Source organism: Seonamhaeicola algicola, from assembly GCF_007997385.1.
Classification (GTDB): domain Bacteria; phylum Bacteroidota; class Bacteroidia; order Flavobacteriales; family Flavobacteriaceae; genus Seonamhaeicola; species Seonamhaeicola algicola.
Window position 1 is genome coordinate 19028 of the sequence record NZ_VOSC01000012.1, and the last position, 18354, is coordinate 37381.

The following is an 18354-nucleotide window of genomic DNA, read 5'->3' on the forward strand; positions in this document are numbered from 1 at the left end:
TTAGTAAATTTAAATTATTGTACTTCTGAAAGTTTTTGCGGATATTCAGTTTTTATTCTGTCTATCTTCTCTTTCAGTTTATCTTTGTTCCCTGGCCAATTAACATCTTTATAGTTTGCTTCCATTTCAGAAAAAGAAGTTCCGTAAAGCTTTTTAGCTCTTTGATCTCTTAAAACATTATAAGCTGCAACTAATTCATTTTGTACAGCAATGTATGTTTTATAAGTGGTTTCTCTTTCATTTTTTAATGAAATGATTGCTTTATCAGGATTATCAGATGAAGCTGGGTCTTTTTTACCACTACAGTAATCACAAGATCCGTCTCCGCCGTTATCTAAAAACTCAATAGCGGCTGCTCTCAAATCTTTCAACTCCATTAATTCATCCTCAACAAGCAATTGGTCTTTACCATTAAGTAATACTGTAAAGATATTTTTTTGCTTAATTATTACATTGTCCTCAGACTCTTCCATTGGAGGTAATTTTCGGTTAATACCAGAATCTACCTCAATAGTTGTTGTTACTAAGAAAAATATTAATAATAAGAAGGCAATGTCGGCCATGGAGCCCGCATTAACTTCTGGTGCTGCTCTTTTTGCCATAATTATTATTTATTAAATATTTTTTTAACTCCTGAGTACGCCATAGATGCAATTGCTAAAATAGCTAACACATAAAATGTATATAAGCCCGCACCTACGTTTTTAGATGTAGCCTCAGTTACATCTTCTCCTTTTTCAATAAAAGGTTTTAAATCTAAATCTGTACCAGATGATATCGCATAAGAGATAACAACTATTGCTAAGAAAGCACCAACAGATAATAATGTTTTTTTAATGTTACCAGCAAATAAGCCTTTTATAACAAAAATTAAAACGATAACTGCAATAAGTGCTAAAATAGCATAGGCAATATACATAAATGAGTTTACTGCTCCACTTGCTTCTCCAGCTTTAATGGCTTCATCGCCTGTGCTGATGATCATAAATAGGAATACAGCAGAGAGCGCCCCTACAATACCCATTATGATACTAATTATTTTTTGTGAATTCATAATTCAAATATTATTTAATTATACTATTACTTTTTATTTCTGATCAATAGATCCATTAATGTTATAGAAGCATCTTCCATATCATTAACTATACTATCAATCTTAGCAATAATATAATTGTAAAAAATTTGAAGAATAATAGCCACAATAAGACCAAATACTGTTGTTAAAAGTGCTACTTTAATACCACCAGCAACTAATGATGGTTGCATATCTCCTGCAGCCTCAATTTTATCAAATGCCTGAATCATACCAATTACCGTACCCATGAAACCTAACATTGGTGCTAAAGCAATAAATAATGAAATCCAAGAAACGTTTTTCTCTAATTGTCCCATTTGTACACCACCGTAAGCAACAACAGCTTTTTCAGCAGCTTCAATACCTTCATCAGTTCTATCTAAACCTTGATAGAAAATAGACGCGATAGGGCCTTTTGTGTTTCTACAAACTTCTTTAGCTGCTTCTACACCTCCTGAAGCTAAAGCATCTTCTACGTTTTGAGTTAATTTCTTTGTATTAGTTGTAGAAAGATTTAAAAAGATAATTCTCTCAATAGCAATTGCTAAACCTAGAATTAAACATAACAATACAATACCCATAAAACCTGGGCCTCCTTCAATAAATCTCTTTTTTAATTCTTGGTGAAATCCAAGTTCCTCTCCAGCATCTGCAGCTGCATCTTCTTGAATTGTTGTAGCCACTGTTGTAGCTGTAGTTGTAGTTGCAATTGTAGTTGCATTAGCAGTTCCAAATACCATCATTCCTGTAATGGCTAGGATAGAAAATAATCTTTTCATGTCTCGATCTTAATTTTATTAGTTAAAGTGTTAAAGATATAAAAAAAGCAATTAATGTAAAAAAAATACCAGCAGAGAGGAAGGGATTCGAACCCTCGATACCCTTTTGAGGTATACACACTTTCCAGGCGTGCGCCTTAGACCACTCGGCCACCTCTCTTTAAATATTTCAATCGTATTAATTACGGGGGATGAAATAACAAAAAATTCTTTAAACCTTAAAATTTTACAACGTTAATTTTAGGTCATTTCTCCTCTTAATGCCATTTCATAGGTAGATTTGAACATTTCTTTGGAAATATTCTGACCAACGAGGTACATTAATTTAGATATAGCCGCTTCGGTGGTTAAATCTTTTCCTGAAATTACGCCTATTTTTTTTAACATATTACTTGTTTCATAGTGCCCCATTATAACACTACCACCTGTACACTGCGTAATATTTATTACATGAATACCTTTTTTAATATTTTCTTCAAGTAAATTTATAAACCAAGTTTGGGTAGTACAATTTCCAGCTCCGTAGGTTTCTAAAATTACACCTTTTAAATTTGGTGCGTTAAAAACACTTTCAACTATTTGCTTTGTAATACCTGGAAACATTTTTATTAAACCTATATTATTGTTTAAGTTTTTATGTACTTTAAAAGTTTCATTTTTTTGGGGCCTAAACAAGTATTCGTCGTTTATTTTTAAATGCACACCAGATTCTGCCAACTCTGTGTAATTTGGTGAAGCAAATGCCTGAAAATGTTCGGCGTTTATTTTTGTGGTTCGGTTACCCCTATACAACTTATACTCAAAATATAAACATACTTCTTGGATTATAGGCATACCATTTTTTTGTAATGATGCTACTTGTATTGATGTAATTAGGTTTTCTTTAGCATCAGTACGTAAATGCCCAATAGGCAATTGCGATCCTGTAAAAATTACGGGTTTTGCTAAATTTTCTAGCATAAAACTTAATGCTGAAGCTGTATAACTCATAGTATCACTACCATGTAATATTACAAAACCATCAAAGCTATTATAATTACTTTCTATTAATTCTGCTATTTGCACCCAATAGGCCGGATTCATATTACTAGAGTCAATAGGTTTGTTTGATACGGTTTCAATGTTACAATCCAACAACTGCAATTCGGGTATTTTTTCTAAAAGCGTTTTAAAATCAAATGCCTTTAATGCACCTGTTTTAAAATCTTTAACCATACCAATGGTTCCACCAGTGTAAATGAGTAATATATTAGGTTTTGTTTGTTTCATTTTTTAAATACCAAATACGTCTTTAGAGTTTTTAGTTGTAATATTTGCTATAGTTTCTTTTGAAACACCATATATTTCTGATAGTTTTTCTAAAACTTGAATAATATATAAGGATTCGTTTCTTTTTCCTCTATGTGGTGTTGGTGCCAAATAAGGTGCATCGGTTTCTAAAACAATATGTTTTAAATCTATTTGATTTAGGAATGTATCAATTTTTCCATTTTTAAATGTTGAAACACCACCTATACCCAACTTCATATTGTAGGCAATTGCTTGTTGTGCCTGCTCTAAAGTGCCCGTAAAACAATGAAAAATGCCAAATAAATTTTCATCATTTACAGTTTCTAAAACTTCAAAAATTTCATTAAAAGCATCACGGCAGTGAATTACTATAGGCAACTTATATTTTTTTGCCAATGCAATTTGATGCTTGAAGGCTTCTATTTGAATGCTTAAAGTGCTTTTATCCCAATACAAATCTATACCAATTTCGCCAACAGCGTAAAAATGTCTTTTAGCAAGCATGTTTTCAACATGCAATAATTCTTCTTTAAAATTTTCTTTTACGTGTGTTGGGTGTAAGCCCATCATTAAAAATACGTTGTTAGGAAAATCTTTTTCTAACTGTAACATTGATGCTGTGTATGTTGAATCTATTGCTGGTATGAAAAATCTTGAAACATTTGCAGCCAAGGCTCTTTTAATCACTTCATGTCTGTCTTCGTCAAAGGCTTCGCTGTATAGGTGTGTATGGGTATCAGTAATTATCAAAAGTATTGTATTTATAATTTTTAGTAAAAATAATCGTTTTTATTATAGTATTTTTATGGCATAAATTTAAGGTTTAATGGACAACTCTCTTCGTGATTTTTTACTAAATCAAGGCTACACAAAAGTAAAGCTTCACCTCACTAAAACTAATCATTTTGAAATAAAAGTATCAATTAATGGGCAAAAAGGACTTTTTATTTTAGATACGGGCGCTTCAAGCTCTTGTGTTGGTTTTGAAGCTATTGAAACCTTTAAATTAATTGCTGAAGATTCCGTTATTAAAGCTGCTGGTGCTGGCGCTACAAATATGGAAACAAAAGTGTCAAAAAAAAATAAAGTTAAAATTGGCAAATGGCGCCATAACAAAGTAATTTTAGTGCTTTTTAATTTAACCCATGTGAACACCGCTTTAATGAATCATAACGCGAAACCTGTAGATGGCATTATTGGTGCCGATATTTTAAAAAAAGGAAAAGCCATAATAGATTATCAAAAGAAATACCTATATTTAAAGGTTTAGTTCTAAATTCTAGAATTTTACCAACACATCTATCTCTCTAAACTAAAAATGAATACATCAATTGTTATAGCTGATGACCATCCGCTTTTACTACGAGGCTTAACCGATTTTTTAACCTCAAAAGGGTTTAATATTGTTGGCAGTGCCACCGATGGTAAAGCAGCCTACAACTTAATAGTTAAATTAAAACCTGAAATTGCCATTTTAGATATTAGAATGCCCTACAAAACAGGTTTAGAAATAGCCGAAGAATGTTTAAAAAACAACCTTAACACCAAAGTTATTTTAATAACTTTTGATAAAGAAGAAGAACTTTTTGAACAAGCAAGAAAATTTAATGTTTATGGTTACATTTTAAAAGAGTTTGCTATTGAAGAAATTGAAACTTGTATTAAACATGTAGTTAACAATAAACCTTATTTTAGTGAAGAAATTGCATCTTTTCTTAATACTAGCCCTTTAAATAGCCATTTAAAAGATTTAGAAAAGCTTACAAAATCTGAATTAAGGATTGTGAAACTTATTTCAGAAAACAAAACAAGCCAAGATATTGCCGAAGAATTATCAATATCGGTCAGAACAGTAGATAAACACCGTAGTAATATTGTAGCTAAACTTGGGTTAGATAATAAACCAACATCATTATCTATTTGGGCCAACCTAAATAAAGCGCATTTATAAAAATACGTAGAACTGCGTATTTTTTTTTAGCTTCATATAACTTAGTTTTACAGTGCTATTAATTAGTTCTTAGGGAGAATAAGAAAGCTCTAGTGTTATTTAAAACCTAGGGCTTTCGCTTTTTAAAAACTTATCTCTTTTACACAAAAATACGTACAACTGCTTATTTGTTTTCATTACTACAAAGTATAATTTTACGGTGCTATTAAGCTATACATAATTCTTTTTTGAGAGATAGAATTATTTTTAACTCTACGCTGTAATGGCGTAGAGTTTTACCTAAAACCTAAATGCTATTATCTAATGGAAGTGATGAACAAACAAAATAATGTGTTACAAAAATTTTGTATAGTTGGGTTAACTATACTTGTACTTATAATTATCTCCATAAACATTTATCTACTTTTTATTTGAGTTAGTCTCATAACAAAAAAAGAGAATGCTACCAACCTAGTATTCTCTTTTTACTTTTTAAATCATTCATTATTAATTCATTTAACTTTATTAACTTTAAGCAGAAAGTAATTAAAGCTAAACTAAAATGAATATTAAACACCTTCCGCTACTTGTATTTGCGTTATTAGTTATTAATTGCAAAAACAAACCAAAACCTTATACCTCTAATAAAAATACTGCATTTACATTAATACCAGAGAGCCACTCTAACATAGCATTTACAAATACAGTTAAAGAAAACAAAGCATTCAACTTTCTTAATTACACATACATCTATAATGGAGGTGGTGTAGCGGTTGGCGACATTAATAATGATGGCTTAGAAGATATTTACTTCACATCAAACCAAAACAGCAACAAACTATATATTAACAAAGGAAATTTTGTTTTTGAAGATATTACTGAAACTGCCAATGTTAAAGACAACAATGGCTGGTCTACAGGAGTTACCATGGTTGATATTAATAATGACGGTTGGTTAGATATTTATGTATGCAAATCAGGTTCATTAAAAAATGAATTTTCAAGAAAAAACAAACTTTACATAAACCAAAAAAATAATACATTTAAAGAAGAAGCAGCTAAATACAGATTAAATAGCAGTAGTTTTTCTACACAAGCTTATTTTTTTGATTATGACAAAGATGGTGATTTAGATGTTTATATAGTAAACCACAGAATAGATTTTAATTCTGAAAAACACTTAACATCCCAAAATATAAAAAGGCTACTATTAAAAGACTCAGACGAACTATTAAGAAATGATAATGGTAAGTTTTACAGTGTTAATAGGTCAGCTGGTATTGAGAATAATGCTTGGGGACTTAGTGCTTCTATAGGCGACTTTAATAATGATGGTTGGCCTGATATCTATGTTGCTAATGATTTTTGGGAACCAGACTTTCTTTACTTAAATAATAAAAACGGAACATTTACTGATGATATTTTAAATAGGTTTAAGCATATTTCTACAAATAGCATGGGCTCAGACTTTGCCGATGTAAATAACGACTTACTACCTGATTTAGTTGTTTTAGATATGCTTGCAGCAGATCGTAAACGTGGTAAAGAAAACATGGCAACTATGAATACTGCTAATTTTAATTTAATGGTAGAAAATGGCTTTCATTATCAGTACATGTCTAACACCCTACAACTAAACACACAACAAGGTCTATACAGCGAAATTGGCCAATTTGCTGGCATTGCCAAAACAGACTGGAGTTGGGCTCCCTTACTTGCCGATTTTAATAACGATGGTTATAACGATTTGTTTGTAGCTAATGGTATAAAACACGATATAAGCAATCAAGATTTTAGGAAAACTTTTAGAAAAAAATTTAAAGAAGGGAAAATTGAAAGCTTAGATGAAGCCATTAAGATGCTACCATCAACCAAACTAGCAAACTACATGTTTATAAACAATAAAGATTACACCTTCAATGATGTTTCATCTAGTTATGGTTTTGATGAAAAAGTAAATTCAAACGGAGCTGCTTATGCTGATTTAGATAATGATGGTGATTTAGATTTAATTATTAATAACCAGTCAAGTCCTGCTTCAATTTACAGAAACAATACTAAAAACAATTATTTAAAAGTAAAGTTTGAAGGCCCCAAAAACAATGTAAATGCTATTGGCGCCAAAGTAATTGTTTACAGTAAAAACAATAAACAACTAAAAGAACAATACCCAAGCAGGGGGTTTCAATCATCAATTAGCTACACATTAAATTTTGGGTTAGGCAAATTAAAAACTATTGATAGTGTAAAAGTAATTTGGAATAACACAAACACACAAACACTAAAAAATGTAAAAGCTAACAACACTTTGCTACTTTCATTTAAAAATGCCAAAAAACAAATACTTAAGCCAACAAAAATTAATGATATTTTTAAAACAATTCCTTCTGAAAATATTGGAATAACATATAAACACAAACAAGTACGTTTTAATGATTTTAAACTTCAAGTATTACTTCCGCAAAAACAATCAACCATAGATAACGCTTTGGCTGTTGCTGATGTAAATAATGATGGTTTTGATGATATTTTTATAGGAAACACCATAGGATTTCCAGCTGAACTTTACATTCAAAATGAAAACGGAACATTTAACAAAACAAATCAACCTCAATTTATAAAGGATAAAGCTTTTAATGACAATAATGCCAAATTTTTTGATGCTGATAATGATGGTGATTTAGATTTATATGTATCATCTGGAAATTATAGCCAACCAAAAAACAGCAAACTATTACAAGATAGACTGTACATAAATAACGGTAAAGGTTTATTTAAAAAAGGATTACTTCCTAAAATGCTTACCGTTACAAAAGCTATTGCTATTGATGATTTTGATAATGATGGTGATTTTGATGTATTTGTTGGAGGACGTGTTATACCTGGAGAGTATCCAAAAATTCCACAGTCATATTTATTAGAAAATAAAAATGGTTCCTTTGTAAATGTTATAAACAATTTAGCTGAAGCTGCAAAATACACAGGCTTAGTTAATGATGCCCTATTTTCAGATTATGATAACGATGGTGATAACGATTTAATTATAGCTGGAGAATGGATGCCAATAACAGTATTTAACAACAATAATGGCCGTTTCACTAAACACAATATAAACTCTGAAAATGGTTGGTATCAAACTATAAAAGCTTTTGATTTTGATAATGATGGTGATGATGATTACCTAGTAGGCAACTTTGGTGAGAACAATAAATTTCATCCATCAAAAAAATCACCTCTTCACATCTATGCAAATAATTTTGACGATAACAACAGTTATGATTTTGCTTTAAGTAAAACTTCACAAGGTCAACTATACCCCATTAGAGGCAAAGAATGCTCAACTGAACAAACACCATTTATAAAAGAAAAAATTGAAACCTATAAACAATTTGCTAATTCAAATCTTTTTGACGTTTATGGTAAAGAAACTTTAGAAAGCGCCCTTCATCTTGAAGCCACAAGTTTTAGTTCATATTTTATTGAGAACAACAATGGTAATTTAGAGTTTACAAAACTACCAAAAAAGGCACAATTTGCTCCAACATCAGATGCTGAATTTATTGATATAAACAATGATAAAACACCTGAGATAATAGGTATTGGTGGTGTTTACAACGCAGAGGTTGAAACCATTAGGTATGATGCCAGCAAAGGCTATATACTATCAAGAAATGACACCAATTCATTAAATATCTTGCACCCAAATACAGTAATTAATAATAATGATGCTTTGGCTATTGAAAAAATTACAATTAAAGGGAAAACGCACTTACTTATATTAAATGCCAATGAACCATTATCAGTTATAACATTTAATTAATAAAAAAACCTGTTAGAAATCTAACAGGTTTTTTTATTAATTAAACAATTGTTATTAAAGCTCTAAAGCCTTTTTAACATCATTGTTCATTAATATTTCAATAGGATTTTCTAAAGCCTCTTTAACAGCCACTAAAAACCCAACACTTTCTTTACCATCAATAATTCTATGGTCATAAGATAATGCTACGTACATAATTGGTCTAATTTCTACTTTACCATTAACAGCTACGGGGCGCTCAACAATATTGTGCATTCCTAAAATACCACTTTGTGGCGGGTTAATTATTGGTGTAGATAACATACTACCAAATACACCACCATTAGTAATTGTAAAAGTTCCTCCTGTCATTTCATCAACCGTAATTTGGCCATCTCTAGCTCTTAATGCTAAGCGCTTAACTTCAGATTCTACACCTCTAAAACTTAAGTTTTCGGCATTTCTAATTACTGGTACCATTAACCCTTTGGGGCCAGAAACTGCAATACTAATATCGCAGAAATCATATGATAACATTTCTTTACCGTCTATCATAGAATTTACCGCCGGATACATTTTTAATGCACGCACAACAGCCAGTGTAAAGAAACTCATAAACCCTAAACTAACACCATGCTTAGCTTTAAATGTTTCTTTATATTCACTTCTTAAAGCAAATATTGGAGACATGTCAACTTCGTTAAACGTTGTTAACATGGCGGTTGTATTTTTAGCTTCAACTAAACGTTCAGCTACTTTACGGCGTAGCATAGACATTTTACTTCTAGAAGTACCACGGCTACCTCCTGTTGGAGTTCCCATTGATGGCACTGCTTTAATAGCATCATCTTTAGTTACCCTGCCATCTTTACCTGTACCTTGTATTGTAGAAGCTTCTATACCTTTTTCTGCTAATATTTTTTTAGCAGCAGGACTTGCTGTACCCGTGGCATAAGTTGTATCTTGTTTTGTTGGTTCTGGTTTAGCTTCTGCTTTTGGTACTTCGTCTTTGTCCTCAGTTTTGGCAGCTGCATCGCCTTCTGGTTTTTCAGCACTTGTATCAATAAGGCAAACTACTGCGCCAACAGCAACGGCATCACCTTCTTCTGCTTTTAGTGTTATGGTACCACTAACTTCGGCAGGAAGCTCAAGCGTTGCTTTGTCACTATCTACTTCGGCAATAGCCTGATCTTTTTCAACATAATCTCCATCTTCTACTAACCATGTAGCAATTTCTACTTCGGTAATAGATTCTCCTGGCGATGGTACTTTCATTTCTAAAATCATCTCTGTAATAATTTTAATTGTATAATTTGCTCTTATTTAACTTATATATTGTAAACGTCTTCAATAACTTTACGTTGTCTTGCTTTATCTCTGGCGCTAGAACCTGGGGCCGGTACTGAATTGTATGGTCTTGCGCACACCTCTAACTTAACTAAGTTTAAGCGTTGTGCTATATGACCCCATGCTCCCATATTTTTTGGCTCTTCTTGTGCCCAAACATATTTTTCTACATTGGGGTAACGGTTTATTATAGACTGTATTTTATTAGTGTGAAGCGGGAATAATTGCTCTATTCTAACAATAGCTACATCGTTTCTATTTTGCGCCTCTCTTTCTTCTAATAATTCATAATAAAATTTACCTGTACAGAACACCATTTTTTTAACTGTTTCTGGTGTAATTGTATCATCAATTACCTCTTGGAAACTTCCGTTAGCTAAAGCTTTTATTGATGAAACAGCTTTTGGATGCCTTAGTAAACTTTTTGGTGTGAAAACAATTAATGGCTTACGGTAATCACGCTTCATTTGCCTGCGTAATAAATGGAAAAAATTTGCAGGTGTTGTACAATCGGCCACAATCATATTATCATTAGCACATAATTGTAAATAACGTTCCATTCGTGCTGATGAATGCTCTGAACCTTGACCTTCATAACCGTGAGGTAATAGCACCACAACACCATTTTGGGCTTTCCATTTATCTTCAGCAGCACTTAAATATTGATCAAAAATAATTTGAGCACCGTTACTAAAATCTCCAAACTGAGCCTCCCAAATGGTTAATGTATTTGGGTTTGCCATGGCGTAACCATAATCAAAACCTAACACACCGTATTCAGATAAAAACGAATTGTAAATGTACATTTCGCCTTTATTATTTGGGTTTGTGTTTAATAAATTGATACGTTCTTCTGAAATTTCATCACGTAAAATAGCGTGACGGTGACTAAAGGTACCGCGCTCAACATCTTGCCCTGAAATTCTAACATTAAAACCTTCTTCAAGTAAACTTCCGTAGGCTAAAGTTTCGGCCATTCCCCAATCTAAAGTATCGGTTTCAAAAACCATTTTTTCTCTACCTTGAAGAATGCGTTCAGCTTTTCGTAAAAACTTAACACCTTCTGGCACTGTTGAAACTACTTTTGAAATTTGTTTTAATCCTTCTTCAGAGTATGCTGTATTTGTTTCTTCTAACATAGCATCTAAACCGCGGCGTGTAAAGTTTGTCCAGCGTTCTTCCATAAACTCACGCACTTTTGATGCATCAGCTTCTTTTGCTTTAGTGTATTCGCTTTCTAAACGCTCTTTAAACTCAGCAACTATTGCTTCAGAATATGTTTTATTAATAGTACCTTCTGCAATTAATTTATCTGAATAAATTTTAAACGGATTAGGGTGTTTTGCTATATTTTTATAAAGTTTAGGCTGTGTAAATCTAGGCTCATCTCCTTCATTATGCCCATACTTTCTGTAACCTAACAAATCTATATACACATCTTTTTTGAAACGCATTCTGTAGTCTAACGCCATTTCAATAGCATGCGCTACAGCTTCGGCATCATCAGCATTTACGTGCATTACTGGTGATAGTGTAACTTTTGCAACATCAGTACAATATGTACTTGAGCGCGCATCTAGATAGTTTGTTGTAAACCCTATTTGGTTGTTAACAACTATATGAATGGTACCACCAGTTTTGTAGCCGTTTAGCTTGCTCATTTGCGCTACCTCATACACAATACCTTGACCCGCAATGGCGGCATCACCGTGTACTAATATTGGTAGTATTTTTGAGTCATCGCCGTTATAATCGTTATCTATTTTAGCGCGTGTTATACCTTCTGCAACCGGACCAACAGTTTCTAAGTGCGAAGGATTAGGCACTAAATTCATTTTTATGTTTTTTCCGTTTTGGTAGGTTTTATTTAACGTTAAACCTAAGTGGTATTTTACATCACCATCAATATTTTGATCTTCAAAATCTTTACCTTCAAACTCACTAAAAAGTTCGTGTAATGGTTTTCTAAAAATATTTACTAGTGTGCTTAACCTACCACGGTGCGCCATACCTAACACGCACTCTTTAACACCGTATTTTTCAACTGCATTGTAAAGCGCATTACTAATTGCTGGTATTAACGACTCGCCTCCTTCTAAAGAAAAACGTTTTTGCCCAACATATTTTGTTTGTAAAAAGTTTTCAAAATTTACCGCTTGGTTTAGTTTTGAAAGAATATACTTTTTAGTATCGGCTGAGTATTGCGGATGGTTATCATTAACATTAAGCTTGTCTTGCCACCACTTAATAACCTCAGGGTTACGCAAATACATGTATTCAACACCAATAGAATCACAATAAATTAACTCAAGGTGTTTTAGTATTTCACGAAGTGTTTGTGCTTTTAGCCCTAAAACTTCACCGGCGTTAAAAACGGTATCTAAATCGTTTTCGGAAAGCCCGAAATTGTGAAGCTCTAAAGTTGGTTTATAAGTACGTCTTTCTCTAACGGGGTTTGTTTTAGTAAACAAATGCCCGCGCATTCTGTAACCATCAATAAGTTTAACAACTTGAAACTCTTTTTGAAGTTGCTCTGGCATTTGGGTAGAAACACCTTCAAGTATTTCACCATTTAAACCATAACTTTCGCTACCAAAATCATACCCTTGAAAAAAAGCTCTCCAACTAGGTTCTACACTATCAGGGTTTTGTAAATATTGCTCATACAAATCGGCAAAATAAGCCGTATGTGCTGCATTTAAAAAGGAATATCTGTCCATTATTTTTTTATCCTAACTCGTCTTAAAAAACATTCATCAAAAATACAACTTTTATAAAAATTAAGACTTTGTTTTACAATAATTAAAAGCTATTAAACTACTTTTAACAATTACATTCTATAAATTGTTAATTATTTAATCTTTTTCAATGGTTTTTAATAAAAATTACATATTTACCAAAACAAATGATAAATAACGCAAAAATAATTTTAAATTTTAACAAATAGAACAAACTATATTTTAACAAGCTTATAACAATTGTAAGTTGATATTTATCATAATTTTTGGTTGTGCATGTTTTTAAATTTGCTAAAAACCTAATAGCAACTTATGAAACCATTATTTAAACTACTACTTGTTATTTGTTTAACCGTTTTAGCTTGTAAAGAAAAGCAAAAAGAAAACAATGGTTTTACGTACCAAGAAAAAAGTACAGAAACCGCCAAAACACAAAACAAAAGTACTGATAATGTGCCGCCATCAAAACAAATACATTTAACCAATAAGGGTATTGGCCCCATTAGCAGCATTACACTACAACATACAATAAACCAAACCATGGCTACACATGGTAAAGAACGCTTTAAAAAATTATGTGCCGCTTGCCATAAAACCGATAAAAAATTTATTGGACCAGCACCAAAAGATATTTTAAAAAGGCGCTCACCTGAATGGGTTATGAACATATTACTAAACCCTATTGAAATGATTGAAAAAGATACGCTTGCAAAAGCATTATTTAATGAATTTGATGGCACAATAATGCCAAAACAAGATTTAACTGAAACTGACGCTAGGGCTATACTTGAATATTTTAGAACGCTATAAATTAATAGCAATTACGAAACCACACCTTTTGCCATTCGCGTTTTAAGATAAGAAATGATACGTTTTCAGCTAATTTAACAACATCATCACCACTTAAAGCTTTTACGGCTTTTTCAGACACATCAACTATGTAGAGTAAGTTTAAATAATCGGCAAATTTTTCTTGTATGAGTTTATAAACAGTTTCATGAAGCATAATTTTTAAACTTGAAGGCAAAATATCTTCATGAAAATCTAAATCTACATTAGCATATAAAAAATCTTTATTAATTTGTTTTACAAGTTTTTTATACAAATTAAGCCTATTAGCTTCTTCTATTAAATTATTAAATGTAGTTGGCAACTGCATTACACATTACGGCGCATTAGGTTACTGCCAAAAGTTTTTAATAATTGCTTTTTATCTTCTGAAATATCTAAAACTTCTAACACCTTAAAAGCTTTATTAGTATATTCTGCCACAGCTTGTTTAGTTGCTTTTGCAGCGCCGGTAGATTTGAATAATTCTTTTACAGCAAATATTTTTTCTTCCGTTTTTGTAGTTTCAGTATTAAATAGATGAATGAGCCTTTGTTTTTCATTGGCATCAGCAAACTCTAATGCTTTTAAATACAAATAGGTTTTTTTGTTTTCTATAATATCGCCCCCAACTTGTTTACCAAAGGTTTCGGGGTTTCCAAATGCATCAAGATAATCGTCTTGCAACTGAAATGCTATGCCTAAATTGCGTCCAAATTGGTAAATACTTTGTTGGTTCTTAATATCTGCTTCAGCAATAATTGCCCCCATTTGCATTGCAGCTGCTACTAAAACAGCTGTTTTATACTCTATCATTGTTAAATATTCTGCAATGGTTACATCATTTCTGGTTTCAAAATCTACATCATATTGTTGGCCTTCGCAAACTTGCAATGCGGTTTCACTAAATAACTTTGTAAGTGCTTTAAAAGTATTAGCATCATAATCTTCAAAAAGCTGGTACGCTAAAATTAGCATAGCATCGCCAGATAAAATACCTGTATTTATATCCCATTTTTCATGTACGGTAACCTTTCCTCTTCTTAAGGGCGCATCGTCCATAATATCATCATGTACCAATGTAAAATTATGAAACACCTCAACCGCCATGGCTGCTTTTAATGCCTTTTGGTAACTGCCTTGAAAAATATCGGCACACATAAGTGTTAAAACAGGCCTTAAGCGCTTACCACCCAAACCTAAAATATAATTTACAGGATTATACAAACCTTTTGGCTGCCTTTCAAAATTGTTTGTTTTTAAAAAATTTAAAAAGGCTTCTTGGTATTTTTCTATTGATAACATGTGGCAAAAATAAATTAATTAGCCGTATTAAATACACTTCAAGTAAAGTTAGTGTTAAAAAAAAGTAAAACTTAGGAAACTTTTTTTGTTTTTTTAGTTTCCTGAAGTATTTTTGCGCCACTTATGAGAGAGAAAATTATAGATAAAGCCGCAAATTTATTTTTAACACTTGGTTTTAAAAGCGTTACAATGGATGATATTGCTAATGAAATGGGCATATCAAAAAAAACCATCTATGTACATTTTGCTAATAAAACTAAATTGGTTGAAGCCGTAACATTTTCTGTTTTTGAGAATATTTGCCAAGGTATTGATGGTATTTATAACACATCGGCCAACCCAATTGAAGAACTTTACGATATTAAGTTATTTGTTTTACAACATTTAAAAAACGAAAAAACATCTCCACAATACCAATTAAAAAAATACTATCTCAATATTTTCAATCAGCTAAAAGTTAAACAGTTTAATAAAATGTTTGGCTCTGTAAAAAACAGCCTTGAAAAAGGCGTAAAAACGGGTTTGTTTAGAGATAGTATTAACGTAGATTTTATTGCAAGAATGTATTACAACGGTATGATGGGTATAAAAGACGAATCGCTTTTTCCTTCAACAGAATATGATATGGAATACCTTATTGAAAGTTATTTAGAATACCATTTAAGAGCCATTGTAACCGATAAGGGTTTTGAAATATTAAACAAATACATAAAGTCAAATCAATCATAAAAACATGAAAAACCAATTAGTATTATTTTTTAGTTTTCTATGTATACATGGTGTTTTTGCACAAGAAAACAAACATAGTTTTTCTTTGCAAGAGGCCATAAATTATGCCTTAGAAAACAACCGAACTATAAAAAATGCAGCGCTAGATATTTTAGCCGCCGAACAACAAGTTTGGGAAACCACTGCACGCGGCTTACCCCAAATTAATGGTGCTGTAGATTATTCTATAAATATTAAAACACCTTTTGATATAAATACATTACCAGAAGATGACCCATTTAGGTTTTTATTTCCAAAGCATAATTTAACGCCTAGCGTAACTTTAAACCAATTACTTTTTGATGGTGGTTATATTGTAGGTTTACAGTCTAACAAAGTATTTTTAGAAATATCAAAAAATGCAAAAGACAAAACTGTAAACACCATAGAAACTAACGTGGTTAGCGCTTACAATAATGCTTTATTAACAAAAGAAAGCATTGTTATTACAAAAAATAACATTAAAGTTTTAACTGAAAACTTAAACGAAACACAAAAAATATTTGAAAATGGTTTAACCGAAGAAGAAGATGTAGAGCAACTTCAACTTACACTATCTAGTTTAGAAAACAACTTACGAAGTTTAGAAACTTTGTTTGATATTTCAAAAGGCTATTTAAAAATATTATTAGGCATAAACCAAAACGAAACCATAACACTAACTGACACACTAGATAGTTTGGTGCTAGAAAACATAGCATTAAATTTAATAAGTGACACACACCCTGTAAGTAATAATATAGATTACAAAATAGCCTTAAATGATGTTGAAAGTAAACGCTTAGAATACAAACTTGAACAGTCTGAACAATTACCTAAACTAAATGCCTTTATTACATCAAACTACCTAGGCTATAGCAACTCGTTTTCAAACTACTTTAAACCAGAACAAGACTGGTTGTTTACTACCGCAGGAGGCGTAAAACTTACCGTTCCAATTTTCACATCATTTGGGGGTAAAGCAAGAAGAGAACGCGCTAAAATTCAATGGGATATTGCAAAAAACAACTTAATTGATACTGAAAACCAATTATCTATTGAGTTTAAAAACGCTAAAAATGATTACCAGTTAGCTATTGATACCTACAACAACAAACAAAAAAACCTAGCTCTAGCCGAAAAAATTGAACGCAAAAATACCATAAAATATAAAGAAGGTATTGCTAGTAGTTTTGATTTAAGGCAAGCCCAAACCCAACTATACACAAGCCAACAAGAGTATTTACAAGCTATTATTGATGTAATAAACAAAAAAGCAACACTTAAAAACTTATTAAATATAAAACAATAACCCATCATGAAATATATTTATTTAACCGTATTTAGCGCCATAATATTAACATCTTGTGGTGGAGGCAAAAAACAATCTGTTGAAGATATTATTGCTTCAAAAGATTTACAGCTTATTAGAAAAAAGAAAAACGAACTTGATGTGGCTGCTCAAGAAATTGCTACTCAATTAAAGCAATTAGAAAAAGAAATAAAAATTTTAGATCCGCTAGAAAAAGTACCTTTAATTACAACATTTACCGCTAAAGAAACTGTTTTTAACCACTACGTTGAGCTACAAGGAAACGTAAGCACAAAACAAAATGTGGTTATTTACCCTGAATATTCTGGGTTATTGACTAAAGTATACGTAAAAGATGGGCAAAAAGTTAGCAAAGGGCAAATACTTGCTAAAATTGATGATGGTGGTTTAAGTCAACAATTAGCGCAGTTAAAAATTCAAACAGATTTAGCTAAAACTACTTTTGAACGTCAAGAAAGACTTTGGAGCCAAAAAATAGGTAGCGAAATTCAATATTTGCAAGCAAAATCGGCTTACGAAGCACAAGAGCAAGCCGTTAGTCAATTACAACAACAAGTAGGCAAAACACTAGTTAGAGCGCCTTTTACTGGCACAATAGATGACGTAATTACTGAAGAAGGTACAGTTGTAGCTCCAGGGCAATCAATGCTTTTCAGAATTGTAAACTTACAAGATATGTATATTGAAACTGATGTGCCTGAGCGCTACATTTCAAACGTTATTCCAGGTAAAGATGTTGAAGTAGAGTTTCCTATTTTAGGAAAAACTATTGAGGCTAAAATTCGTCAGGCAGGAAATTTTATCAATCCCGCAAACCGAACTTTCAAAGCTGAAGTTGCCATAAACAACAAAAACAACAACATAAAACCTAACCTAACTGCAAAACTAAAGGTAAATGATTACACAAGCGAAAATGCCATTTTAATTAAACAAAGTATCATTTCTGAAAATGCTGAAGGCGAACAATATGTATATATTATTTCTAATAAAAAAGACGCTATGGCAAAAGCCAAACGGGTAATAATTAAAACTGGTAAAACACAAGGTGATAACATTGAAGTGCTTTCAGGCTTAAAAAGTGGCGATGAAATTATTGATGAAGGCGCAAGAAGCGTTAAAGACGGGCAAGATGTAAAAATCTTATCCATTTAGGCCTAAATTCACAAACGTCTAAAAACTATAG

16 protein-coding genes and 1 tRNA gene are annotated in these 18354 nt (G+C 31.8%); 7 read left to right on the forward strand and 10 right to left on the reverse strand.

Translation table 11 applies throughout. The features are described 5' to 3' along the window. Positions 1-14: 14 nt before the first annotated feature. From FUA26_RS02640 to FUA26_RS02665, 6 genes are all read right to left on the reverse strand, one after another. Positions 15-602, reverse strand: coding sequence for an ExbD/TolR family protein (locus FUA26_RS02640; protein ID WP_147131201.1), 588 nt, complete (start codon positions 600-602; stop codon positions 15-17). A 5-nt stretch (positions 603-607) separates the two neighbouring features. After that, positions 608-1054 (reverse strand): hypothetical protein, encoded by a 447-nt coding sequence (locus tag FUA26_RS02645; RefSeq protein ID WP_147131204.1) that lies wholly within the window; start codon positions 1052-1054, stop codon positions 608-610. Between the two features lie 26 nt (positions 1055-1080). Continuing rightward, positions 1081-1854 carry a MotA/TolQ/ExbB proton channel family protein gene (locus FUA26_RS02650; protein ID WP_147131207.1) on the reverse strand — a complete coding sequence of 258 codons (774 nt, stop codon included), beginning with the start codon at positions 1852-1854 and terminating at the stop codon, positions 1081-1083. 72 nt (positions 1855-1926) lie between these two features. Then, positions 1927-2014, reverse strand: a tRNA-Ser gene (locus FUA26_RS02655). Between the two features lie 80 nt (positions 2015-2094). After that, positions 2095-3123, reverse strand: a complete 1029-nt coding sequence (locus FUA26_RS02660; protein WP_147131210.1) for an asparaginase — start codon at positions 3121-3123, stop codon at positions 2095-2097. 3 nt (positions 3124-3126) lie between these two features. Continuing rightward, the gene (locus FUA26_RS02665) at positions 3127-3894 is read right to left on the reverse strand and encodes a TatD family hydrolase (RefSeq protein WP_147131213.1); all 768 of its coding nucleotides are present in this window, start codon (positions 3892-3894) and stop codon (positions 3127-3129) included. Between the two features lie 76 nt (positions 3895-3970). Here FUA26_RS02665 and FUA26_RS02670 point away from each other — a divergent pair, with 76 nt between their 5' ends. From FUA26_RS02670 to FUA26_RS02680, 3 genes are all read left to right on the forward strand, one after another. Continuing rightward, positions 3971-4414 (forward strand): retropepsin-like aspartic protease, encoded by a 444-nt coding sequence (locus tag FUA26_RS02670; protein ID WP_147131215.1) that lies wholly within the window; start codon positions 3971-3973, stop codon positions 4412-4414. A gap of 48 nt (positions 4415-4462) precedes the next feature. Then, entirely contained in the window at positions 4463-5095 is a 633-nt protein-coding gene (locus tag FUA26_RS02675) for a response regulator (RefSeq protein WP_147131217.1), read from the forward strand. 541 nt (positions 5096-5636) lie between these two features. Further along, positions 5637-8894, forward strand: coding sequence for a VCBS repeat-containing protein (locus tag FUA26_RS02680; RefSeq protein WP_147131220.1), 3258 nt, complete (start codon positions 5637-5639; stop codon positions 8892-8894). Between the two features lie 54 nt (positions 8895-8948). Here FUA26_RS02680 and odhB read toward each other — a convergent pair whose 3' ends face one another. Together odhB and FUA26_RS02690 are read right to left on the reverse strand one after the other, a co-directional pair. Then, positions 8949-10160 carry a 2-oxoglutarate dehydrogenase complex dihydrolipoyllysine-residue succinyltransferase gene (gene odhB, locus FUA26_RS02685; RefSeq protein ID WP_147131223.1) on the reverse strand — a complete coding sequence of 404 codons (1212 nt, stop codon included), beginning with the start codon at positions 10158-10160 and terminating at the stop codon, positions 8949-8951. Between the two features lie 41 nt (positions 10161-10201). Continuing rightward, positions 10202-12940 (reverse strand): 2-oxoglutarate dehydrogenase E1 component, encoded by a 2739-nt coding sequence (locus FUA26_RS02690; RefSeq protein WP_147131226.1) that lies wholly within the window; start codon positions 12938-12940, stop codon positions 10202-10204. A gap of 330 nt (positions 12941-13270) precedes the next feature. On the opposite strand from FUA26_RS02690, the gene FUA26_RS02695 reads away from it, so the two are divergent. Beyond that, positions 13271-13768, forward strand: a complete 498-nt coding sequence (locus FUA26_RS02695) for a c-type cytochrome (RefSeq protein WP_147131229.1) — start codon at positions 13271-13273, stop codon at positions 13766-13768. A 1-nt stretch (position 13769) separates the two neighbouring features. Here FUA26_RS02695 and FUA26_RS02700 read toward each other — a convergent pair whose 3' ends face one another. Together FUA26_RS02700 and FUA26_RS02705 are read right to left on the reverse strand one after the other, a co-directional pair. Further along, positions 13770-14117, reverse strand: a complete 348-nt coding sequence (locus FUA26_RS02700) for a hypothetical protein (RefSeq protein ID WP_147131231.1) — start codon at positions 14115-14117, stop codon at positions 13770-13772. Further along, the gene (locus tag FUA26_RS02705; protein WP_147131234.1) at positions 14117-15091 is read right to left on the reverse strand and encodes a polyprenyl synthetase family protein; all 975 of its coding nucleotides are present in this window, start codon (positions 15089-15091) and stop codon (positions 14117-14119) included. Before FUA26_RS02705 ends, FUA26_RS02700 begins: the two co-directional genes overlap by 1 nt. 123 nt (positions 15092-15214) lie before the next feature. Between FUA26_RS02705 and FUA26_RS02710 the strand changes: the two genes are divergently transcribed. From FUA26_RS02710 to FUA26_RS02720, 3 genes are read left to right on the forward strand one after another with little or no spacing between them, the layout of a single operon-like run. Beyond that, positions 15215-15820, forward strand: coding sequence for a TetR/AcrR family transcriptional regulator (locus FUA26_RS02710; RefSeq protein WP_147131236.1), 606 nt, complete (start codon positions 15215-15217; stop codon positions 15818-15820). Positions 15821-15824: 4 nt separating this feature from the next. After that, positions 15825-17150, forward strand: a complete 1326-nt coding sequence (locus FUA26_RS02715; RefSeq protein ID WP_147131239.1) for a TolC family protein — start codon at positions 15825-15827, stop codon at positions 17148-17150. Positions 17151-17156: 6 nt separating this feature from the next. After that, positions 17157-18323 (forward strand): efflux RND transporter periplasmic adaptor subunit, encoded by a 1167-nt coding sequence (locus FUA26_RS02720; protein WP_147131242.1) that lies wholly within the window; start codon positions 17157-17159, stop codon positions 18321-18323. Positions 18324-18354 lie beyond the last annotated feature (31 nt).